Origin of the sequence: Paenibacillus sp. FSL L8-0340, assembly GCF_038593145.1 — a bacterium.
Classification (GTDB): Bacteria; Bacillota; Bacilli; order Paenibacillales; family Paenibacillaceae; genus Paenibacillus_AQ.
Genome location: NZ_CP151967.1, coordinates 5214640 through 5237694, shown reverse-complemented (window position 1 = coordinate 5237694; position 23055 = coordinate 5214640). Strand labels below are relative to the sequence as shown.

Below are 23055 nucleotides of genomic sequence, written 5' to 3'. Positions count from 1 at the left end.
TAAGGTGACTGTAAGTTTCAGAAATAGCAGCTGTAGTTTACAGTTTGTATAATGAAATCAATCCAAAACGATCAGGTAACGAAGGAGCGGAAGCACTTGCCCATATTAGACGTCCATAATTTATCCAAAATATATGAGGGCAAGGTATCAATTCATGCGCTGAACCATATTCGTTTTGCCGTGGAGAAGGGTGAGTTTGTAGGTATTATGGGACCTTCAGGCAGCGGAAAAACAACACTGCTCAACGTGATCGCCACGATCGACGAGCCTACCTCAGGTGAGGTGATGATCAACGGCGGAAATCCGAATGCGCTCGGGCGCAAGGACAAAGCGCTCTTCCGGCGGAAGGAACTGGGTTTCGTCTTTCAGCATTTCAATCTGCTTGATACGCTTACCGTAGAAGAAAATATCGTGCTGCCGCTGACGCTCACCGGGGTGCCGCTTCCGGAAATGGAACACAGGCTGCAAGAGGTGGCTGAGCGGCTGGCCATCGGTCCGCTTCTTCATAAACGGACGTATGAAATCTCCGGCGGGCAGATGCAGCGGGTGGCGATTGCCCGGGCAATGATTCACCGGCCGGCGCTGATTCTGGCCGATGAGCCAACGGGTAGCCTGGACTCCAAAACAGCGGCCGAAGTGATGAGCCTGCTGGCAGAAGTCAATGAAGCGGAAGGGTCCACGGTGCTGATGGTCACCCATGACGCAGTGGCGGCGAGCTTTTGCCACCGGGTCATCTTTATCAAGGACGGACGGTTCTACAGCGAGATGTACCGGGGCAGCAGCAGGCAGGCTTTCTTCCAGAATATCATCGACATGCTGTCGCTGCTGGGAGGAGCAAGCCATGACCTTTCGGCAGTTCGCTTATAGAAATGTAACGCGGAATAAGCGTAAATACGCTGCTTATTTTGTCAGCAGCGCATTTTCCGTAATGATCTTTTTTCTCTGTGCACTGTTTATATTTCATCCGGTGATTTCGGGCGATATGATCCTGGATACGGCGGCTGACACCATGATGGTGGCTGAGGGAATTATTTTTGTATTTTGTTCCCTGTTTGTGCTGGTGTCCGTAGGATCTTTTCTGCAGTCCCGCAAGCTGGAATTCGGCATCCTGCTGATGCACGGCATGACGAAGCGGCAGCTGAACCTGATGGTTTTTTTGGAGAATATGATGATCGGCAGCTCCGCCATCCTCACCGGCACTTTGCTCGGTCTGCTGCTGGGCAAGCTGTTCCTGATGATTGGAGCGGGGTTCCTGGGCATTGGCCCGCTGGAATTTTATCTTTCCTGGCACGCACCGGTACTGACGATTTGCAGCTTTGCTCTGCTGTTCATGCTGATCTCGTTAAGTACCTTTGCCTTTATCGGGAATGAGTCGGCGAGAGGTTTGTTTCAGGGCGGTCGCAAAGGAGACAAGGAGCCGCGGGTGTCTGCCTTACTGGCGTTCGCTTCGGCCCTGCTGCTGCTTGGAGGCTATATTCTGGCCGCTACCACGACCGCAGCATCGGTGGAGAGAGTGATGTTTCCGGTGGTGGCGATTACGGTCGCCGGCACTTACTTATTCTATACACAGCTTAGTCTATATGTGGTTAGGATAATGAGGAAAGTCCGGCGGTTTTATTGGCATAAGACAAACATTATTACACTCTCGGGCTTAACCTACCGCTGGAAAGACAACGGGCGGATGTTTTTTATGGTGACGATTGTTTCGGCGGTATCCTTCACCTCTGTCGGGGTATTTGCTTCTATTCATACACTCTCCAAAGAGCTGAAGCTGGACTATCCGGCAGCGGTCGGTTATGTGGCCAAGGGCAATGAGGCCGGGGCCGCTGCGGAAGAGGATTTAAACGGGATAAAAGCGGAACTGGAGCGGTTGAATCTTCCCTATCGCTCGCTGGAGATCCAAATCAAATATGCGGAAGTACAGTCTCAGACCGGTCCTGACCGTACAGAGCGTCTGCCGCTGATGGCTTACAGTGATTACAAACAGGCGCTCCAACAAGCCGGATTTACCTCCCGTGAGCAGCCGCTCCAGGGGAATGAAGGTCTGGTCATGATCGGTTCCCAGCGTGACCGCAGCCTGACCTCTGAACGGGTTCATGCCCTTTATAAGCTGAAGCAGGGAGTAGATATTCAGGAGATCGGATATACGGAGCATGTGCCGATTGCTGAATATCTGCTGCCGGAGCTGGATGGGAGGGATGGCGGTGATTTCAGCGGAGTAGTCGTTAGTGACAGCTTGTTCGCCACCATTAATCCCGTGCAAAGAGATTTGTATACCGGGTTCTATGTGGACCCATTCCAACAGACGGTTGGCATTGCTTCAAGACTTGCGGACAAAGGCAAAGTGTCCTACGAGAGCAAATCCCCTTATGCCGTTGTGGTCAGCGGCACGCTGTTCGAAATTCAGCGGACGTTATACAGTACGATGCTGTTCGCTTCGCTTTTAGTCGGCACCGTTTTTTTTATCGCCGCAGGCAGCTTCTTGTACTTCCGGTTGTACATGGATCTTGACCATGACCGGCTGCAGTATTCCACCTTGTCCAGAATGGGCCTGACCGACCAGGAACTGGACCGGACTGTGACCCTGCAATTGTCACTGATGTTCTTTGTTCCGGTGGGGCTGGCCATCCTGCACAGCTTGTTCGCCTTTATTGCGCTGCAGCGGCTGTTCTATCTGTCCATCGCTGCCGAAACGGGAGCGGTGCTTATCGGCTACCTGGCTGCGCAGGGGTTATACTTCTTCCTTATCCGCAGCCGTTATTTGCGCAATCTCAAAAAAAATCTCATCTGAACGCGGAGGAGCACGAAATGAAAACATGGATTACCGATTTTATGGAACAGTTCGGCTATCTGGGCATTTTTCTGATGCTGGCCCTGGAAAATATTTTTCCGCCTATCCCCTCGGAGGTAATCCTTCCGTTCGGCGGTTTCATGACAACCACTTCCGGGATGACCATCCCCGGCGTGCTGATCGCCTCAACGGCCGGCTCGCTGCTGGGAGCACTTGTGCTGTACTGGATCGGCCGGATGCTGGACGTGAACAGACTAGAACGGATTGTGGACCGCTGGGGCGGACTACTCCGGATCAGCGGAAAGGATATCCGCAAAGCGGATGCCTGGTTCGACAAATACGGCTACTGGACGGTATTGTTCTGCCGCATGATTCCGCTGGTACGGAGTCTGATCTCCATTCCTGCAGGAATGTCGGGGATGAAATTCGGGTTATTCATGCTGTTTACGACGATCGGGACGCTGGGCTGGAATGTGCTGCTTATTCTGCTGGGTGCTGCGCTGGGAGAATCCTGGGAGGATATTGGCGTGTACATGGAAGCTTACTCAAGTGTCGTCTACGTATTGATTGCTGTGGGAGTTGTTGTGGGTGGTGTGCTCTATTTCCGCAAACGCCAGTCCGGTAGAAAACCGGTAGATACCACAGATTAATTAAATTCACAGGTTTCGCAGAACTATTTAAAGCCTCTCATAGGGGAGGTCAACAAAAAGGAGGGGATCAATATGGAGCTGTTAACAATTATTAAAGCCATCATTCTGGGCATTGTAGAAGGATTAACTGAATTTGCTCCGGTATCCTCGACCGGTCATATGGTAATCGTGGATGATATGTGGCTGAAATCCCAGGAATTTCTCGGAAAATATGCGGCGAACACGTTCAAAGTAGTCATCCAGCTGGGTTCGATCCTGGCGGTAGTTATCATTTTCCGCAACCGGTTTATCGACCTGCTGGGTCTCAAGCGGTTCAGCCGCAAGGAGCTGACGGCGGTGCCGGAAGGACAACCTCCGGTGGAGACGGAAGGCCGGCTGAAGCTGGCGCAGGTCATTGTGGGACTTATTCCGGCAGGAATTCTCGGATTTCTGTTCGAGGATTACATCGACGAGCATTTATTCTCGACATCGACGGTCCTGATCGGACTAGTCATTGGGGCAATATTCATGATTTTTGCCGACCGGTTCGCCCCCAAAAAAATCAAGACAGAGAGTGTTGACCAAATTACATATAGACAGGCGCTATCGGTAGGTTTGATCCAATGCTTGTCGCTCTGGCCCGGCTTTTCACGCTCCGGATCGACCATCTCAGGTGGAGTGCTGCTGGGTATGAGCCACCGTGCGGCTGCCGATTTCACCTTTATTATGGCAGTGCCGATTATGGCGGGTGCGAGTCTGATTTCACTGGTCAAGAACTGGCAGTATTTCACGATGGATGCCCTGCCGTTTTTTATTGCCGGGTTCATTAGTGCATTCCTGTTCGCGCTGCTCTCTATGAAGTTTTTCCTGAAGCTGATCAACCGGATCAAGCTCATGCCGTTTGCGATTTACCGTCTCGTTCTTGCCGGGGTAGTCTACCTCGTCTGGTTCTAAAAGACAGGCTGAAACAGCCCGTTGATTGCTATCATTTATCGAAAAGAAACCGGGTGTGCCTCCTTGTCAAGGACGGTGCAGCCGGTTCTTTATGCTGTATACCAAACGTTCTGCTGAAGCTGCTTCTTGAAGAGAGGCTGTGAGGGAATGTGTGGCAGAATCGCAGCAAAATGAGCCTGCACGGCGCCAGCTATAGGGAATGTGTATAACGGGAATACCCGTAAATCTGTTGCGGATAAGGTATCGGATTCAGTATGATGGCATCAGATTACGGGATGAATACAATTTGCAAATATCGGAGACAGGCGCCAGCCGGAGCATCAGAAAGGCCCGGAGGCTTAATAGGGAAATTCGGTCAAGCCGATGCGGTCCCGCCACTGTAACGGAAGAGTTCATAGCAGCCCATGTCACTGGCCATCTCTACTTCGCCGGGAAGACTTGCTGATGGATGCCGACGCCGCTAGCCAGGAGACCTGCCTGTCTCAACAGCACTGCAGTACCTACGGAAGATAGGGAGGTGTTAAGACGTTACCCATTGGCAGCCCATGGGCGTCTTTCCCTGCGGCCTGGTTAGGGGAAGACGCTCTTTATTATTGATACCGACTGAAATCATTACCTAAAAGCCTAAGGCAATTATTATAAACAAGGGAGTGACTGTAATGACAAACAACATCAAGACGAGCAGCCTCGGTTATCCGAGAATCGGAAAGAACCGGGAGTGGAAAAAGACGCTGGAGGCTTACTGGAGCGGCAAAATCAGTGAAGAAACCTTGCGCGCGGAAATGGCCGGTATTCAGCTTCAGCACCTCAAGACACAGCAGCAGGCCGGGATCGCACTGATTCCTGTCAATGATTTTACCTTTTATGACCATGTGCTGGATACCGCTGCTATGTTTGGCATTGTTCCTCCGCGTTATGCCTACGACGGCGGAGACATTCCGCTCGATCTGTACTTCGCCATGGCGCGCGGCAATTCGGCTGCCCCTGCCTGCGAGATGACTAAATGGTTCAATACGAATTACCATTATATCGTGCCGGAAATCGGCGGGCAGACTCCCCGCCTGATTGAGAACAAACCGCTCGCTGCCTACCGTTTCGCCAAAGAGCAGGCGGGTATTGAAGGCAAGCCGGTTATAGTCGGACTCTATACCTTCCTGAAGCTCTCCAAGGGATTCGCTGCAGATCAAATTGTAGAGGTTGCTGCCCGTTTCCTGCCGGTGTATGTGCAGCTGCTGCAGGAGCTGCAGCAGGAAGGCGTGGCTTGGGTACAGATCGACGAACCGGCTATCGTAACCGGCTTAACCGCGGAAGAAGTTGAACTGCTGGGAACGATCTACAGAGAGATCGCTGCAGCAGTGCCCGGACTTCATGTCTTGCTGCAGACTTACTTTGAAGCTGCAGAGCCGCTGGAAGCACTGCTGGAGTTGCCTGTGCAGGGCATCGGATTGGACTTCGTCCATGACGGCGGGGTCAATCTGGCGTCGATCCGGCGCCTGGGCTGGCCGGAGGACAAATGGCTGGGAGCGGGCATTATCGACGGGCGCAATATTTGGCGCTCCGATCTGGATGCCAAGCTTGAGCTGGTCCGCGCGCTGAAGTCCCATGTGCCGGACGAACGGCTTATCCTCCAGCCATCCTCCAGTCTGCTGCATGTGCCGGTAACCGTTCAAGGCGAGGATAAGTTAAAGCCTGCGGTACGGCAGGCGCTGGCCTTCGCCGACGAGAAGCTGGCGGAGCTGAGTCTGATTGCAGCAGCGGCGGGAGAGGATGGGCAGGTCTATGCCGCAGCGCTCGCCGAGAGCCGCGAGGCGCTGAATGTGTTCCGCGCCCTGCCGGAACGCGGGCGGCAGGATGTGGCTGAGCAGGTGCGCAGCCTGGATAAGCTGCCGGACAGCCGCAGCTTGCCCTTCGCGGAACGCGTAAAGGTGCAGCAGCAGAAGTGGCAGCTCCCGCTGCTGCCGACAACGACGATCGGCAGCTTCCCGCAGACGCCTGAAGTGCGCCAGGCCCGGCTCAAATGGCGCAAGGGCGTCTGGAACCAGGAGCGCTATGACGGATTTATCCGCCAGCAAATTGCAGATGCGATTACTTTTCAAGAGGAGCTCGGGCTGGATGTGCTCGTGCACGGTGAATTTGAGCGGACGGATATGGTTGAATTCTTCGGCGAGAAGCTGGCAGGGTACCTCTTTACTAAAGGGGGCTGGGTCCAATCCTACGGTTCGCGTTGTGTGAAGCCGCCGGTCATTTATGCCGATGTTGCGTTTACCGGTCCTATGACCGTGAAGGAAAGTCTGTATGCCCAGTCGCTCACCAGTCTTCCGGTAAAAGGGATGCTGACCGGTCCGGTGACTATTCTGAACTGGTCGTTTGTCCGTGATGATCTTAGCCGTGAAGAGGTAGCCAACCAAATCGCCCTTGCCCTGCGGTATGAGGTGCAGGCGCTTGAGGAAGCGGGAATCGAGATGATTCAGGTGGATGAACCGGCTATCCGTGAAGGCCTGCCGTTAAAGGCTGAAGATCATGAGCATTATTTGAACTGGGCGGTAAGATCTTTCCGTATCGCTACCAACCACGTGAAGGCGACAACGCAGATCCATACGCATATGTGCTACAGTGAGTTCAATGACATGATCGGATCTATTTCGGCGATGGATGCTGATGTCATCTCCATCGAGACCTCGCGCAGCCATGGGGAGCTGATCGTCAGCTTTGAAGAGCAGGAGTATGACAAGGGAATTGGTCTTGGTGTGTATGATATTCATAGTCCGCGTGTACCGAAGGTAGAGGAAATGGCACAGGCCATTGAGCGGGCGTTACGTGTGCTTGATGCCGGACAGTTCTGGATTAATCCGGACTGCGGCCTGAAGACACGGGGCTGGGAAGAAACCGGAGCGGCGCTGCGCAACATGGTGCAGGCTGCCGTGATTGTCAGAGAGAAGAGCGGGGCGGTCAGCCGCTGATTCGTCCATTATACCGGGCGCCCATTTTCCCAGTGTTCTGTAGGGGCTGAATATCCCTAGGAAGTCCAGCTAGGGTCGTTATATATACTGTAAAAACCAATCCGGGGTATACCACCCTGGATTGGTTTTTTGTGGCGATCTTTTTTAGCATAAACACTTGATAATAATTCTCATTCTTGATAGAATGGGTAACAGAAAAGAAGGAACCGTGGAGGGTCCCTTCTAAGTCTAACCTTATTTACTTTCGAAAGTTTTGCAGTCTGTTTCTTCAGACTGTGTAGGCTCTTTGGAGCTGTGATAAGCTACAAAAATGGACTCAGCGTTGCATTTGTTCTCTTCTGCCCAATAGGTGCAAGAGTTCACTGCGCACAATACGTCTTTTGCCATGAGGGTTCACCTCCCCTTATAGTGGATTGGCAACATAATTAGAACGTTGTGATTTGTCCTGTTCAGCAAGGTGGAGCTTGTCCGAACAGAACCCTGCCCTTATTCCTTGCGAATAGAGGGTTTTTGGTGTTTTGTGTCTTTTCAGACACGATTATTGTAGCAAATTAAGCCTGATTTCGCAAACAGGATCATTCAGTATTCGAATGATCCTGTTTGCGCTGTAAACGTTGTTATTTTTGGGAATAAACATCAAAAAAGGTCCGGAATTCTCCAATCTCCTGCAACCTTCCAGCTTTTGGGACGTCAAAATAAATAACGCGGAAGAGACTCAGAGATCAAAGGGCCTTTCGCCGGAGTAGTTTATATAGAAGAAGCTGAAATTCCACTACACTTTTGGAGGAATGAGAATGCGAAAATGGGGTCTGCATTACTTTTTATTTTTATTGGTTCTAGCAGTTGTGCTGGCGGGCTGCGGTTCAGGCGACGACAACAACTCGGCAGCTGATCAACTCAGTACAAACACCTTCTCTGAGGGAGGGGCGGCAGATTCAGCACCTGCGGCTGCTTCGGTTCAATCGAAGGATTCTTCGGCGGAGTCTGCTACAGTAACAGCAGGCGGGCAGGATCAGAAAACCGATGCGAACAAGACGGGGACAGCCAAGAATCTAGGTACAGAACAGGGTGCTGAACAACCTTCCGGATTTACCGGGAGCGATGTTGCAGCCGGACTGAACAAGAAGCTGATCTACCGGGCAAACCTCAATATGGAGGTAAAGGACTATGCCTCAGCGCAAAGTGATGTACGGAACATGATTACTTTGGCCGGCGGCTATATTATTGAATTTTCGGAGAATATGTCTGAATACGAGAAGGGCGGGACCTTTATTCTGAAGGTGCCGGCTTCCGGATTCGCCTCTTTTCTGGATAATCTGGAGAAGATCAAGAATGAAAAAATTCAGCAAAGCATCACCGGGCAGGACGTCTCAGAAGAATACGTTGATTTGGAATCACGTCTTAAGGCTAAGCAGCTGATGGAGAACCAGTATATCGAGTTTATGAAAAAAGCAACCAAATCGTCCGATCTGGTCGCTTTCGCTAACCAGCTTGGAGCGATTCAGGAGGAAATCGAGCAGATTAAAGGCAGAATGCGTTATATTGATCAAAATGTCTCCTTCTCCACCGTGGAGCTCCGCCTCTATCAGACGGACGAAAGCCTTGCTGTTACGCAGAAGAAAGAGCAGGGTCCGCTGTTAGAGCGGGCATCGGATGCACTCAAGAGCAGCCTGAGCGCTATGTCTATTATGTTGCAGTGGCTGGTTGTTTTCCTAGCAGCGGCACTTCCGGTGCTTCTTGTAGCCGGTGTGGTTACAGTGATTGTCCTCTGGTTCCGGAGAAAATCCAAGCAGCATGAGAAGACGCATATGGAGCGGAGCAACAGGGAGAATCTGAACCGCAGCAGCGCAGAGCCTGCGCCGGAGAATAAAACTGCCCCCGAGGAAGATGGCGGTGAACCTGAGAATAAAGGATAAAGAAGGAGCTCCCTGTAGGGGATGATAAGTTTTTTCGGAGCTTGGTTGTAATTCCCTTGTGAAATTTCCCTAATAGATGAGAAGCAAAGATGGCGCGCCAGCTTCTACTCACTAATAGGTATAGGGAGATGGATAAGAATGAACAGACACGGAGCAGTTAGAACAATTACCAATGCAGCCAGCTACACAGGGGTATCAACAAAGCTTATTCTGCCGACAACCATTAATCCGGTGAATGGCTATGTCGACTGGTACTTGGGCATCGGAGAGGCCTCTATTGAAGCGGGGATTTCCTACTCTTACCTCGGGTTTAAAGTGTTTCTTGGAGCTTCCTACGGAGGAACCAGCACGTACTATAATTCCCAAGTTGTATCGAGTCTTGCCAAAGGCCAGACGGTTGACCTTAAGCTCACTTATGATCATTCCACGCGTCAAGCCACCTTGTATCTGAATGGTGCGGCGCTCCCTTGGACCGACCACAAGGATGTCGGCGATGCGTCGAAGGCGCTGGGGACGTATAACAAAGTGAAAATGATACACGGTGTGGAGGATCAAGGCGCAAGCTCGTACAGCCAGGCCAGCTTCTCCCAAACCCAGCTGCGTACGGACACAGCCGGGGCCAATTACACCCCTTGGACGAGCAGCCTCTCAACCACACAAAAGGTTGCTGTAGGCAGTGGTGATCCAACCAGTGCGAATAAATTCTCAGTGATTAATTTTGCACCACTTATTACGAAGCTTGACCCTGCATAAGCGAATACAAAAAAAGAAACTCTGTAATCAGAGTTTCTTTTTTTGTATTCGTTAGATGTTTAGAATTCCTGTTCTTTATGAATCAGGCATGCTGGAAGAGCACACGGTACTCTCCATAGCCTTCCTTCTCCAAATCTTCTTTCGGCACAAAGCGCAGCGCAGCCGAATTGATGCAGTACCGCAGGCCATTTTCACCGGGACCGTCGTTGAACACATGACCAAGATGGGAATCGGCAGTTTTGCTGCGTACTTCCGTGCGGATCATCAAGTGGCTGAGATCGGTATTCTCCTTGACCGAATAGTCGCGGATCGGCCGGGTAAAGCTGGGCCACCCGCAATCGGAATCGAATTTATCATGGGAACTGAAGAGCGGCTCACCGGATACGATATCTACGTATATACCGTCTCCATGATGATCCCAGAATTCGTTGCGGAAAGGCGATTCCGTAGCGTTGTTCTGCGTCACTTCGTATTGCAGCGGTGTCAAACGTTCCTTCAGGCTGTTCTTATCCTCCTGATGTGTCCAGTGATTCTCGATAAAAGCATCCCGGCCGGAGCCCTTGCGGTAACGCTTGTAGTGTCCGGGATTCTTGTGATGATAACCCTGGTGGTACTCTTCGGCAGGGTAAAACGGTTTAGCCGGCAGGATTGGAGTTACAATTGGCCCCGAGAAACGTCCGCTGGCCTGTAGCGCAGCCTTGGAAGCTTCTGCCTGCTGGCGCTGCTCCTCCGAATGGGTAAATATTGCCGTGCCGTAAGAGGTTCCGCGGTCATAGAATTGTCCTCCGGCATCGGTAGGGTCTATCTGTTGCCAGAACAGCTCCAGCAGCTTGCTGTATGGGAAAATATCCGGGTTAAAGGTAATCTGTACCGCTTCAACATGGCCGGTCGTTTCTGAGCACACTTCTTCATAGGTCGGATTGACCGTATGCCCGCCCGTATAACCGGAGAGGATCTCGACAATACCCGGCAGCTCCTCAAAAGGAGATACCATGCACCAGAAACAGCCTCCCGCAAATGTCGCTTTTTCTGTTTTGGTACCTATATGGTTAGACTGAACATCACTCATAAATATCCCTCCATTCATAGAATGCAATTAAATAGATCACAATTCAATTTAATTATAAAGCAAATTAGATCACTCTGCCAGCGGATGCCATTCGTGAGGCAGAATGCTCGTAAGCAACATCCTCATAGCTGCCGGTACTCTCCCTGCTACATGTGTGCTCAGTTGACTCTTTATTCCAAGGAACGGCGGGGCCGGAGGGACCATACGGCCAGTGCGATTACGGCGACATAGACCAGAATAGCTATAACAGCGCTTTTCGGATGAAGGAACAGTTGTCCTCCAAGAAAGGCGTACAGCGATATGCCGGGGATTTTGCCTAGGCCGGTAGCGGCGAGATAACTCCAGAAGTGCAGTCCGGATACACCGGCGTAGATGTTCACCGCCATTTGCGGAATTACCGGAGTCAGACGGGCAAGCACAATGGAAGCAAAGGGGCGCCGCTTCACGGCGGACGAGAATTTCTCAAGCAGTGGTAAGGAGGCTAAATATGTACCCGCCCTGTCTTGAAATATATATTTTACGATGCCGTACACAACCGCGGCAGCGATAGTGGTCGCTAACCAGCAGATGGCTGCGCCGGCTACACTTCCGTAGGCATATCCGAATAAAGCGATGACAGCTTTATAGGGTATGACAGGAATAAAGGCCAGCAATGTGGCCGCGCCGATTGACAGAAGGAGATTGTGATCCTCCCGCAGCCAGTCCAAGATTTCATTTCTATAGATAAACGCAAGGATTACTCCCGAAACATACAGCAAAGCCGTCAGCCATTTTCTCATTCTACTATTCCCTTTCTTCCGTTCATTCATCTCATCATACTGAAAAAAAAGTAATTAATGAAGCAAAGATCATTTGTCGAATGAGCTTGTCACTGTATAATACATCTAAGAATGACAGAAGAGGGAGATGCTGCGATGAATAACACTGCACGTAAAAGAGTGGCGATGGTCGGCATCGGGGATATCGCCCGTAAAGTCTATTTGCCGCTGCTCTCCCGTCATGACCAGGCCGAGGTAGTTGGAGTGCTAAGCCATTCTCCGGTTACGGTTCAGGGAGCGGTTGGTATGTACCGCTTGCCCAAAGGCACCACCGATCTAAATGAGCTGCTGTCCTGGGATCTCGATGCGGTCTTCGTGCACAGTCCCACGCCTACTCATTATGAGATTGTGACCCAGTGTCTGGAGCACGGATTGTCGGTGTATGTAGATAAGCCGCTGTCTTATGAGCTGGAACAATCCCGGCGGATGGCGGAGCTGGCCGAAGACAAAGGACTGCTTTTGGCTGTAGGCTTCAACCGCCGGTATGCCCCGATGTATATGGCAGCCAAGGCCTGGCTAGCCAAGGCAGGCGGTATCAGCCATTGTCAGGCGGTCAAACACCGCACGAAGCTGCAATCCGGAAGCAGCCGTGAAACTGTATATGATGATCTGATTCATATGCTGGACCTGCTGCTCTGGCTCTGCGGCGGGGATTATGAGCTGCTTCACAGCAGTCTTAAGTCCGATCGGGAAGGCAGGCTGCTTCAATCCTCTGGAATGCTGTCCTGGACCAGCGGGGAGAGCGGAATGTACAGCATGGTCAGGGATGCCGGAGCTGACCTTGAGAAGCTGGAGCTGCACGGAAACGGCAGATCAGTAGAAGTGGTGGACATGGAGAAGGTTACGTTATTCGAGAAGGGTTCCCTGCCACGCAACCAAAGCTTCGGAAGCTGGGATACAATTCTGGAGCGGAGAGGCTTCAGCGGCGTGGTCCGTCATTTTTTGAACAATATTCATACCCCGGAGCAATGCGGCATCTCAGCTTCTGCCGTTCTGCCCAGCCATGTGCTGGCAGCGAAGCTTGCCGAATGACAGAAGCAGAAAGGAGCACACTATGGACGAGTACAGCAAATCAATGGAAGAGCAGATTATCGAAAGCTACAAACGGGATGAGGAAATGATGATTCTCGTGTTTGCCCAATGGTGTGTGAACAACAAATTAGACCCGCATGCGCTGTATCTGCAGGCTTACCCGCATCAGGAGGGCAATGCCGCGCTCAGCAGGGCACTGGCGCTGACTGTACCCGAGGAGGAAGCAGGCTTTATCTCCGATGATACGGTTCTTGGAGTGTTGTCCCTCTATAGCAACGATGATCTGGCTTACGTGGTAACCGGGGCGATTGCACAGCGAAAGCCGCCGCAAGGCACCGTGGATTGACATCAGGGATATAATAAGGTAGGCTAGTGAACTTTTTTTTGGTAAACGATGTTCATTACGCTATAAATGTGGTAAAATTATATATACTAACTAATTGTAAGTTTCACAAGTGAGAGGTGAGAACAATGGAAGAACATCAGCTGACGATGTGCCCAAGATTCGAAACGGCCTTCTCTTTCTTAGGCAAACGTTGGAATGGGCTAATTATCCAGACATTGATGAGTGGACCGAAGCGTTTTAAGGATATTTCCGGCCTGATTCCATCAATGAGCGATAAGATGCTGTCCGAACGAATGAAGGATCTGGAATGTGAGGGTATTCTGGTAAGGCATGTGTATCCGGAAACTCCGGTGCGCATCGAGTACGAATTAACCACTAAGGGCCGCGCACTTGAGCCGGTTATGCAGCAAATTCAGTCCTGGGCAGAGAGCTGGGTCGAGTAGCCCGCGCTTCAGCGTCCTATTGATCGCCTCTTTTCCGCTTCATGGAAAAGGGGCTTTTTCAAATTTATTCAAATTTATTCAAATAAAACTTGCACAATCAACCGCAGGATATAATATAATAGAAAAAACTGTTGCCGGACGTGTGCGAGCGTTACCAAGTATATGAATATGCTTTCGAAGTAAGTTTTGTCGTAGTGGACTCGATAGAAGTAACGCTAACAAAACTAAGTGTATGCTTTCGAAGTAAGTTTTGTCGTAGTGGACTCGATAGAAGTAACGCTAACAAAACTAAGTGTATGCTTTCGAAGTAAGTTTTGTCGTAGTGGACTCGATAGAAGTAACGCTAACAAAACTTTTAGGAGGCGAGGAAGATGAAAACCACCTTGTTTTCCCGGGAAATAACATATGGAAAAGATGATGTTGCCGAGCTGGAGACCGCCTCAATTAAAGTTCAGCTCATTTACGACAAGACGTTGTTTATGCTGCACGGGCATCTTCCCGGCTCGTTATGGGATGCGTGGATTGGAGTGCCCTACGAAATCATATCCTCCTTATACAAGGGAGACAACGATAGCGGAAGCGTGTTTCAGAAATGGATTCAGAGCCCGACCGGCTGGAAATGTATCGGCTGTGAACGGCATTGCCTGGAACCATCGGCAGTCCCGGACAATCTCAGCTCCAGCCAGCAGCGCAGGTTCACCTTCCATAATGGCATCAGGCAAAGCATGGTGCTGCAGGCTGTGATATGGTCGCTGTATGAGAATACGGTGCTGTTTCAGCCGTACTTAGGCGAAGAAGCCTTTCTGGATGGCGATGATCTCGATACAATTTCCACGTATTTCGTACCGACCTATATGAATAATCTAAGGCTGGCCGAGATTGGCAAACCCAGCAAAGAATATAAAGAAAAGAATATAAGAGTGTATCAGGAATGGATCGCAGCTCCCGATCTTGTACTGCAGTGGAATGGCGGCCTGACTGAGGGCCGATGGATGACAGGGGTGTATGTAGACCATTCACGCTTTGCCGGGCTGGGACCTTATCTGAAGGACGCTGAGGGCAAACGGACGTATATGCAGGCGACGGTCCGATAGCGAAAATTGATATTTGTAAGAATATAAAATAAACCAGTGGGAATGTCTATGACAACAGCGCGTGCCGGTACAATCGGTGCGCGCTGTTTTGAGTTGGGCTTGAAATCGCAATCAATAATAAGCACGGACAATCTGAACTATGGCTATGGGAAATAAGCTATTGACTGTTCCCTTGGGTATTAGCTTATTTTATTACAAGGAGGTGTTATTGATGAAAATAAGTGCGATTATGGATATTACGGGCCTTACCAAAAAAGCAATAAACTATTACGAGGAAGAAGGGTTAGTAAGCCCTCATGTTAATGCTGAAAACAATTATCGGGAGTATTCGCTAAGTGATGCCGATGTATTGGTGCAAATATCTGTTTTGAGACAATTTGATGTACCCCTGAAAGATATCAAAACAATGATATCGAACCCTCAAAGGTTAAAAGATTGTTTAGAGCAACACTTGGCAAGACTTGACAGTGAGATCAGAAGACTTGAAAAAAGAAAAAATGTGCTTCGATCCAGCCTGAGCAGTTTTGATTCTGATGAGATTGGACTTCTGCAATTAACAAAACAGCTATCGGTTCTGAGTAAAACTCTTGAGCTGGATGAGCGAAGCAGAGAGGGCTTTATGAAAAAGCAGATTGAGCGTATTTTTCCAGGGAACTTTGGGAAGATGTTGATCATGCAATACAGTTCTTTCTTAAATGAACCTATAGATACGCCGGAAAAAGAGGAAGCATGGATTTCCATAATTAAATTCTTAGATGAAGTCGAAGCGATAAAATATCCCCAAGAAATAGTAGACATGTACGAAAAGCTGACCATTAAAGATATTGAAAAGTATGAAAAATATATTCATGACTATATCGAGAAATGGCTTACCATAACAGAGGAGGGATTTGTAAATGAACGAGAGAAAATTTCTGATTATACTTACCGATTAAAAGACGATCCTGATATGCAGGCAGAATATATAAAATTAACAAATCTATCGGAAGGGATGAGGGGATTGATGAATGAAATTGGATATTATGATAAGTTTGTTAAAAATCTAAAAATTCTAAGCAAAGCGTTTTGTGTTTATAATGAAAAAGTGGAAAAGCTTTCGGAATTTTCAAAGTTATCGAATATTACATTTGACGTTCAATAAAATTTTATATATTCAGTGCGTTCAATCACTAGCTTGAGCTTCTCTGGGCGTTAAGGTGGAAGGGTAACAGAAACCAATAACGTAAGGGAGGGGCCATCATGACGGCCAATCAATTCAATAATACAATTACAGGAACACGGGACAATGCGGGAAGCGATTCTGCGGCAGCGCCTATCCAATTTACCGGAGCGGACATGGTCAGAGATATTGTACTGCAATTCCCGAAGGCGGCAGATTATTTCAAGGGACAGCGGATCGATTTCTGCTGCGGGGGCGCAAAGCCGCTGGCCGAAGTGGCAGCTGAGAAAGGGCTTGATTCGGAGACACTGCTTGCAGATCTGCATAAGCTGCTGAAAGAGCATCCGGTGCTTGATGTGGACACTGCCTGGAATGAGGCATCCTCCGCTGAGCTGGTTGAGTATATTGTGGGCAAGCATCACCACTACTTGCGCGAAGAGCTGCCCCTGATCAGTCAGAATGTAACCAAGGTATTCCGCGTCCATGGCGAGGATTCTCCGCATCTGGCTGAAGTTTACCGGTTGTTCAACCTCCTGCGGGAAGATTTGCTCCAGCATACAGCGAAGGAGGAAGAATCCGAATTCCCTAAGATGCTGGCCTACTCCGAGAATCCGAGCGAAGAAGGATTGGCCGAGCTGCGCGGGCTGCTGCATACACTGGAAGAAGAACATGATGGAGCGGGTGAGATTTTGCGGGAGCTCCGCAGAGTTACAAACGACTTCACTCCGCCAGAGCATGCCTGCACAACCTACCGCCTGACCTATGCCCGCCTGGAGGAGCTAGAGGGAATGACCTTCGAGCATGTGCATCTGGAGAATAACATCTTGTTCCTGCGTTATCAGTAAAATAGAGCATGTTGTTCTCAAAGTCCCTGCGGGGACTTTTTTTTATTCTGTACCGTCTCGCTGCCAGATTAAAAACCTGAATTTATCGTTTGAGAACAAAGCTAGTTTGCGTTATTCTTAAAAGATAGTATACATAATGACTAAAGACCTGAGAAAAATGATTGAGGTTATGATCGGGCGGAAGAGGGCGGTGCCGGGAATGTCCACGAAATTTCTGTGGCGTTTATGGGTAGGTTTAATTATCATTGCGACGGTAGGCGGATGCTCGTCATTTGGTTCAGATACGAACGGAAACAATGCCGCAGCCGGGGCTGCAGGCCCGGCTTTTTCACTAATGGCCGGTGATAATGAGCTGGCAGGGAACTCGGGGAGACAGCTCGTCGAAGCATACAAGCCAGGAATAACGCTTATAGAGCTGCTGAAGAGTAGCGGTGTCGTTACTTTTGCCGAAGACGGATTTAGCATACTGGCAGTCAATAAAATTTTTCTTGCCCCGGACATGATCTGGCAGATTCAGCTTGGCGGCAAAATCATAACCGATTGGAATAGTCCAGTCTCGCGGGAGCAGGCGATTGTTATTACTGCGAAGCCGGCAGCCGGAGATGCCCCGCTTCTGCCCATTATTCTTACGGTGAACGGCGGGAGTGAGCAGCCTGAACTGACACATTCACATATTTTATCTTATAGCGAGGACCTGTCTGTCCGGGGTCTGCTGAAGAGCAGCGGAATTGTTCAGTTGGCGGAAGACAACAAGACGGTACTCACGGTCATGGGGTACACTCCGCTCACCAGTGAAGACTGGAAGCTGAAGGTGAACGACAAGACGCTGCTTGACAGCGGAATTGATATGAAGCTGAGACCTCAAGATTTACTCGAGATTTCACTGGTTCTCCGGTAAGAGGATAAATATCATAGCCAGTTTTCCTTAATGCAAGAGGAAGCATAAGGGAAGCTGGCTATTTTTCTTTGACCAATAAACCTAACATAAGCTGGCATAAAAATATGTGAAAACATTCACATTTATTGTGATTTGAATCACAAATGCTCTTCAAATTTAAAACGTATAATTTTGTTATCAGAGATGTATATGAAGAAATCCAGAAGCATTGAGGAGGGTCTTAACAGTGACCGTGGAGAGAGAAAAGTTAGTTTTGATAGGGAATGGTATGGCTGGCGTAGGCACTATCGAACAGATCCTTAAGCTTGGCGGCGCTTATGATATTACGATCTTTGGAAGCGAGCCTCATCCCAACTACAACCGGATCATGCTGTCCTATGTCCTAGAAGGAAGCAAGAGCATTGAGGATATCATTCTGAACGACCGCCAGTGGTATGAGGATAACAATATTACTCTGCATACTGGGACCACTGTTGTCCGGATTGATGAAGCCTCCCGTCAGATCATTACAGATAATGGAATGTCGGTTCCTTACGATAAAGTTATTATTGCAACAGGCTCAAATTCATTCATTCTGCCTGTACCGGGCAGCACAAAGGATGGAGTTGTAGGCTTCCGTGACATTGCGGATTGCGACGCCATGCTGGCTGCGGCACAGCAATACCGCACAGCTGCGGTGATCGGCGGCGGACTGCTTGGTCTTGAAGCAGCCAAAGGACTTGTGAACCTCGGCATGGATGTTACCGTCGTACATCTGCTGGAGGATTTGATGGAGCGTCAGCTTGACCATACTGCTTCCTCCATGCTTCAAGCCGAGCTTGAGCGCCAGGGTGTGAAGTTTGCCATGGGCAAACAGACGGTTGAGCTGACCGGGGAGGAACGGGTAAACGGCCTGCGTTTCAGTGATGGAACCGAGCTGCAATCAGATTTTGTAGTGATGGCTGTCGGAATCAAACCGAACGTCCAACTGGCCAAAGACAGCGGCATCACAGTTAACCGCGGAATTGTCGTGAACGATTATCTCCAGACCTCGATGGCGGATGTCTATTCTGTAGGAGAATGTACAGAGCACCGCGGCACCTGCTACGGGCTGGTAGCTCCGCTGTTCGAGCAGGGGATGGTGCTGGCAAAGCATTTGTGCGGCGCCTCCACCCAGCCGTATGAAGGTTCTGTCGTAGCCACCAAGCTGAAGATCTCCGGAGTGGATGTCTTCTCTGCCGGTGATTTCACTGAAACAGCGGAACATACCGTCATTTCGGCAAAAGATGAATGGAAGAGAACCTATAAGAAAATTCTGCTCAGAAACAATATTATTGTCGGAGCAGTCCTGTTCGGCGATGTGACTGAGTCCGCCAGTCTGCAGAAGCTGGTCAAGCAGGGCACCGAAATGACCGACGAAATTTATGGCGAAGTAATGGGCACGGGCTGCTGCGGCGGAGGCAGTGCAAAAAAAGGCATGTCAGTCGAAGCGATGGCTGATGAGGAGATTGTCTGCGGCTGCAACGGCGTGACCAAGAAGGCGATCGTTGATGCCGTTACGGAGAATGGTTTTACCACGGTAGACGAAATTAAAGCCTGCACCGGAGCTACCCGCTCCTGCGGTGGCTGCAAGCCGGTTGTCGAGCAGATTCTGCAGTTTGTTCTCGGTGACAGCTTCCAGGAAAGTGCGAAGCAGGGGATTTGCGGATGCACCACCTTGAGCCGCGATGAGATTGTAGCAGAGATTACCGCTAAAGGCTTGAAAACGACCAAAGAGGTTATGAATGTGCTGGGCTGGAAACAAGCGGAAGGCTGCTCCAAATGTCGTCCGGCTGTGAACTATTATCTTGGCATGATCTACCCGGATACCCATGAGGATGAGAAGGAATCGCGGTTCGTCAACGAACGGATGAGTGCGAACATCCAGAAAGACGGCACCTTTACCGTTATTCCTCGGATGTACGGCGGGGTAACTACACCGGAAGACCTGAGACGAATTGCCGATGTTTCCTTGAAATATAACGTGAAGGTTGTAAAAGTGACCGGTGGTCAGCGTCTGGATTTGGTCGGTATCCAAAAAGAGGATGTGCCTAAAGTATGGGAAGAGCTGGATATGCCTTCCGGTTATGGCTATGCGAAATCGCTTCGTACGGTAAAAACTTGTGTAGGTTCGCAGTTCTGCCGCTTCGGGACACAGGATTCCATGGGTATGGGAGCTTTTATTGAACGTAAATATGAGCGCCTTGATTTGCCGGCCAAATTCAAAATAGCAGTTAACGGCTGCCCGCGCAACTGTGCGGAATCCTGCACGAAGGATATCGGCATCGTCGGCAACGACGGCGGCTGGGAAGTGTTCATTGGCGGCAACGGCGGGATCAAACCGCGGATAGCCGATGCCTTCTGCAAGGTGAAAACCGATGATGAGCTGATCGAAATCTGCTCCGCCGTGATTCAGTATTACCGTGAAACCGGAAATTACCTGGAAAGAACCTCGGAATGGGTCGAACGCATGGGACTGGAAAATATCCAGAACGTGATTCTGAACAATGAGGACAACCGCAAGGAGCTGGCTGCACGGATTGATTTTGCCCTGGCTCAGGTAACTGATCCTTGGAAAAAAATGCTGAATGACGACAGCACGCGCACCGCGCTGTTTGAGAAGGCAAGAGTCTAATATTAACCCAAAAGGAGAGAGAACAATGGATAGCGCAAAACAAGAATACGCCGTAGGACCGGTACAGAGTTTCCTGCCGCAAATTGGACGTGTTGTAACAGCCGGGAATCTGGAGCTGGCCATATTCCGCACCTCGGACGGAGCTTTCTATGCCGTAGAGAACAGCAGCCCTCATCCCAAGGGTGGGCCTCTCGCTGAGGGAATCGTATCGGGACATTATTTATACGATCCGCTGTATGACTGGAAGATTGACCTTCGCAGCGGCGAGGTTCAGGCACCGGACCACGGTACAGTAGCAACCTTTCCCGTTTCTCTGGACGGAGATATTGTGAAAGTCAGCCTGCAACAGGCAGTTTTTCAAAGCTAAATTAAGATGAGAAATGGCGGGGTGGAGAGATGTTTACGCAAAGTGTCGAGAACATCGTAGAAACAGCAGTAGGCAAACGCGACAAAATGAACGAGAGTCTGCCGAGGTATTTTCTGGCTGCATTATTGGCCGGGGCTTACGTTGGGATCGGAATCATTCTTATTTTCTCACTCGGCGCACCGCTAGCGGCGGCCAAATCTCCTTTTCAGCCGCTTGTGATGGGTACCTCCTTCGGGATTGCACTGACACTGGTCGTATTTGCCGGGTCTGAGCTGTTTACCGGGAACAATATGTTTTTTACCGTAAGTACACTTGCCGGAAGAACCAGTGTCTGGGATACGGTAAAGAACTGGATTATTGTATTTGTCGGCAATGTTGCCGGTGCGGTCATTCTGGCGCTGCTGATTCAAGGAACGGGGCTGTTCAAGGCAGCTCCTGCTGAGCATCTGATCTTTACCGCTGCCGCCAAAAAAATGACACTGCCCTTCTCGGAGCTCTTCTTCCGCGGTATCCTCTGTAACTGGCTGGTCTGTCTGGCCTTGTGGATGTCCTCGCGTGCGAAAAGTGAAGCGGCGAAGCTGGTGCTGATCTGGTGGTGTCTGTTCGCCTTTATCGCCAGCGGATATGAGCACAGTGTGGCTAACATGACTCTGCTAAGCGTAGCCGTACTGCTGCCGAACCATCCGGAGACCATCAGCATTGCCGGCTGGCTGCATAACATGATTCCTGTCACCCTGGGCAATATTATCGGTGGCGGTGTGTTTGTGGGTATGGCCTATTGGCTGATCTCACCGGTGCGCGCTGCCAGAGGCAAACGTTAAGGTAAGGATAAATTTTGAATAGCAAGCAACTATAACTGTCTTGTGGGTCATAGCCCGCAGGACAGTTTTTTTGTTAAACTGTACCTGAACGGAAACTTTACATTAAGTCATATTGTTATATTTTACAGGGAGAGATCTGCGATGAAGAGCTTCAATCATTTTGGGGTTTATGGAATTTGTATGCGTGAGGGCAGGCTGCTGGTTATACATAAAGGAAGAGGGGCTTATACCGGAAGATATGATCTTCCCGGGGGAAGGCTGGAGGATAATGAATCGCTGGCTGATGGCTTGTTCAGAGAATTTATGGAGGAAACCGGGTTGTCCGTCAAGGTGAGAGACAGTCTGGGCACCTTTGATTTCTTTGTGCGGTATCAGGAGAATGACTTTACACATATGCATCACATCGCAGCGCTGTACACTGTGGATGTCATGGAACCTCAACATGCTGCTACTATCGGAGTATTCGCGGAGCAGGATTCACTGGGGATGGAGTGGGTGGATCTGGCAGCCATTACGCTGGATTCGGCTTCACCGGTTGCCGTACTTGCAGCGGGTTGGCTAAACGGAGGCAGCTTGTCTCCAGAGGCTGGATATTATGGGGAATGGGAGATGAAAAGAGGCTCCATGTAGTACAGCTTCACAAATGTAGCTTTGCCTCAAGGCAATACAAACAGAAAAAAAGACGCCCGCAAGGCGTCTTAGACCACTCTATCTTTATTGTGAAGAAAATTTGGGTCCTATATGTTTCATTGAGGAGAATAGAGGGTATTATTACAAGGAAATTAAATACGGCAGATTTCGTTCGGACATAATTCACAGTGGCAGATTTCCTGCAGCATGCCAAGATCTTTAATTACGATCATGCCGTTTTCGTATTCAACAGCGTCTTTCTTGCGAAGGTCGCTTAGCATCCGGTTGACACTCTCACGGGTAGCACCAATCATGTTGGACAGATCCGTATGCGTAATTTTTTTGTTGATCAGAATATTGTCGCCGTTCTTCTCGCCGTAAGTGTTGCCGAGGCGGATCAGCGTCGAACAAAGTGCGCCAGGCTTGCCGTACATCATCAAATCACGGAATTTCGTCTGGGTGAGACGGTGGTGAATGCCCATCCATTTCATAAAGTCGATGGCGAAATCACAGTGCTGGCAGATCAGAATCTCCAGATCCTTCTGCTCAATCACACCAACCTCGCTCTCCTCAATCACTTCTGCGGTGAAGCTGTGCTTCGTGCTGAAGAAAGGGTCTGCTTGACCTACCATATCACCAGCCTGATACATATAAAGGATAAGTTCCTTACCCTCGTCAGTAGATTTGGTCAGTTTAACACGTCCACGTTTGATATAAAACAATTTATCCGAGTAGTCGCCTTCCCAAAACAAGTGAGATCCTTCAGGGACCATGCGTTCTTTCATTGTGACAAGAAGTCTGTTGAAGTTCTGTTCGGAGAAACAGTTTGTATTCCCGTGGGCTTCGATAACATTATAATGTTCCTTGATCATAATCG

Annotated in this window: 22 protein-coding genes and 1 riboswitch; of the genes, 18 read left to right on the top strand and 4 right to left on the bottom strand. The window is 49.8% G+C overall.

Annotated elements, in window-relative coordinates; all coding sequences use genetic code 11:
- The first annotated feature begins 96 nt into the window (after positions 1-96).
- From NST07_RS23960 to metE, 5 genes are all read left to right on the top strand, one after another.
- Positions 97-867 carry an ABC transporter ATP-binding protein gene (locus NST07_RS23960; protein WP_342481972.1) on the top strand — a complete coding sequence of 257 codons (771 nt, stop codon included), beginning with the start codon at positions 97-99 and terminating at the stop codon, positions 865-867.
- Complete coding sequence (locus NST07_RS23955; protein WP_342480277.1) at positions 842-2791, top strand: FtsX-like permease family protein; 1950 nt, start codon at positions 842-844, stop codon at positions 2789-2791. Before NST07_RS23960 ends, NST07_RS23955 begins: the two co-directional genes overlap by 26 nt.
- A 17-nt stretch (positions 2792-2808) precedes the next feature.
- Positions 2809-3441: a DedA family protein gene (locus NST07_RS23950; RefSeq protein WP_076108835.1), complete on the top strand. Its 633-nt coding sequence runs from the start codon at positions 2809-2811 to the stop codon at positions 3439-3441.
- Positions 3442-3513: 72 nt separating this feature from the next.
- Positions 3514-4374 carry an undecaprenyl-diphosphate phosphatase gene (locus NST07_RS23945; protein ID WP_341094852.1) on the top strand — a complete coding sequence of 287 codons (861 nt, stop codon included), beginning with the start codon at positions 3514-3516 and terminating at the stop codon, positions 4372-4374.
- A gap of 286 nt (positions 4375-4660) precedes the next feature.
- A riboswitch (cobalamin riboswitch) is annotated at positions 4661-4870 on the top strand.
- Between the two features lie 163 nt (positions 4871-5033).
- Positions 5034-7334 carry a 5-methyltetrahydropteroyltriglutamate--homocysteine S-methyltransferase gene (gene metE / locus NST07_RS23940; RefSeq protein WP_341379225.1) on the top strand — a complete coding sequence of 767 codons (2301 nt, stop codon included), beginning with the start codon at positions 5034-5036 and terminating at the stop codon, positions 7332-7334.
- Between the two features lie 234 nt (positions 7335-7568).
- Here the strand turns inward: metE and NST07_RS23935 are convergent, their stop codons facing one another.
- Positions 7569-7721: a DUF1540 domain-containing protein gene (locus NST07_RS23935; RefSeq protein ID WP_076108838.1), complete on the bottom strand. Its 153-nt coding sequence runs from the start codon at positions 7719-7721 to the stop codon at positions 7569-7571.
- A gap of 407 nt (positions 7722-8128) precedes the next feature.
- On the opposite strand from NST07_RS23935, the gene NST07_RS23930 reads away from it, so the two are divergent.
- Positions 8129-9250: a DUF4349 domain-containing protein gene (locus tag NST07_RS23930; protein ID WP_341094848.1), complete on the top strand. Its 1122-nt coding sequence runs from the start codon at positions 8129-8131 to the stop codon at positions 9248-9250.
- 138 nt (positions 9251-9388) lie between these two features.
- A complete protein-coding gene (locus NST07_RS23925; RefSeq protein WP_341094847.1) occupies positions 9389-10003 on the top strand; it encodes a hypothetical protein in 615 nt (204 codons plus the stop codon).
- A gap of 82 nt (positions 10004-10085) precedes the next feature.
- Here NST07_RS23925 and msrA read toward each other — a convergent pair whose 3' ends face one another.
- The gene (gene msrA, locus NST07_RS23920; RefSeq protein ID WP_341094846.1) at positions 10086-11072 is read right to left on the bottom strand and encodes a peptide-methionine (S)-S-oxide reductase MsrA; all 987 of its coding nucleotides are present in this window, start codon (positions 11070-11072) and stop codon (positions 10086-10088) included.
- A gap of 170 nt (positions 11073-11242) precedes the next feature.
- A complete protein-coding gene (locus NST07_RS23915; RefSeq protein ID WP_341094844.1) occupies positions 11243-11851 on the bottom strand; it encodes a VTT domain-containing protein in 609 nt (202 codons plus the stop codon).
- Positions 11852-11986: 135 nt separating this feature from the next.
- On the opposite strand from NST07_RS23915, the gene NST07_RS23910 reads away from it, so the two are divergent.
- The 11 genes from NST07_RS23910 (at position 11987) to NST07_RS23860 (ending at position 22178) form a co-directional block, all read left to right on the top strand.
- Positions 11987-12922: a Gfo/Idh/MocA family oxidoreductase gene (locus tag NST07_RS23910; RefSeq protein ID WP_341094843.1), complete on the top strand. Its 936-nt coding sequence runs from the start codon at positions 11987-11989 to the stop codon at positions 12920-12922.
- A 22-nt stretch (positions 12923-12944) separates the two neighbouring features.
- Entirely contained in the window at positions 12945-13268 is a 324-nt protein-coding gene (locus tag NST07_RS23905; protein ID WP_341094842.1) for a hypothetical protein, read from the top strand.
- A gap of 125 nt (positions 13269-13393) precedes the next feature.
- Positions 13394-13711, top strand: coding sequence for a helix-turn-helix domain-containing protein (locus tag NST07_RS23900; protein WP_038594991.1), 318 nt, complete (start codon positions 13394-13396; stop codon positions 13709-13711).
- A 371-nt stretch (positions 13712-14082) separates the two neighbouring features.
- Entirely contained in the window at positions 14083-14805 is a 723-nt protein-coding gene (locus NST07_RS23895) for a hypothetical protein (RefSeq protein WP_341118945.1), read from the top strand.
- 211 nt (positions 14806-15016) lie between these two features.
- Positions 15017-15946, top strand: coding sequence for a MerR family transcriptional regulator (locus NST07_RS23890; protein ID WP_341094838.1), 930 nt, complete (start codon positions 15017-15019; stop codon positions 15944-15946).
- A gap of 194 nt (positions 15947-16140) precedes the next feature.
- Positions 16141-16809, top strand: coding sequence for an iron-sulfur cluster repair di-iron protein (gene ric, locus NST07_RS23885; protein WP_341097734.1), 669 nt, complete (start codon positions 16141-16143; stop codon positions 16807-16809).
- A gap of 136 nt (positions 16810-16945) precedes the next feature.
- Positions 16946-17707, top strand: coding sequence for a hypothetical protein (locus tag NST07_RS23880; RefSeq protein ID WP_341094836.1), 762 nt, complete (start codon positions 16946-16948; stop codon positions 17705-17707).
- 226 nt (positions 17708-17933) lie between these two features.
- On the top strand, positions 17934-20360 hold the full coding sequence (nirB, locus tag NST07_RS23875) for a nitrite reductase large subunit NirB (protein WP_341094835.1): 2427 nt from the start codon (positions 17934-17936) through the stop codon (positions 20358-20360).
- Positions 20361-20385: 25 nt separating this feature from the next.
- Entirely contained in the window at positions 20386-20727 is a 342-nt protein-coding gene (gene nirD, locus NST07_RS23870) for a nitrite reductase small subunit NirD (RefSeq protein ID WP_038594983.1), read from the top strand.
- Between the two features lie 29 nt (positions 20728-20756).
- Entirely contained in the window at positions 20757-21548 is a 792-nt protein-coding gene (locus NST07_RS23865; RefSeq protein ID WP_038594981.1) for a formate/nitrite transporter family protein, read from the top strand.
- A 141-nt stretch (positions 21549-21689) separates the two neighbouring features.
- Positions 21690-22178, top strand: coding sequence for an NUDIX hydrolase (locus tag NST07_RS23860; protein WP_342480276.1), 489 nt, complete (start codon positions 21690-21692; stop codon positions 22176-22178).
- A gap of 152 nt (positions 22179-22330) precedes the next feature.
- Here the strand turns inward: NST07_RS23860 and NST07_RS23855 are convergent, their stop codons facing one another.
- On the bottom strand, positions 22331-23047 hold the full coding sequence (locus tag NST07_RS23855; protein WP_038600349.1) for a Crp/Fnr family transcriptional regulator: 717 nt from the start codon (positions 23045-23047) through the stop codon (positions 22331-22333).
- Positions 23048-23055: the final 8 nt, after the last annotated feature.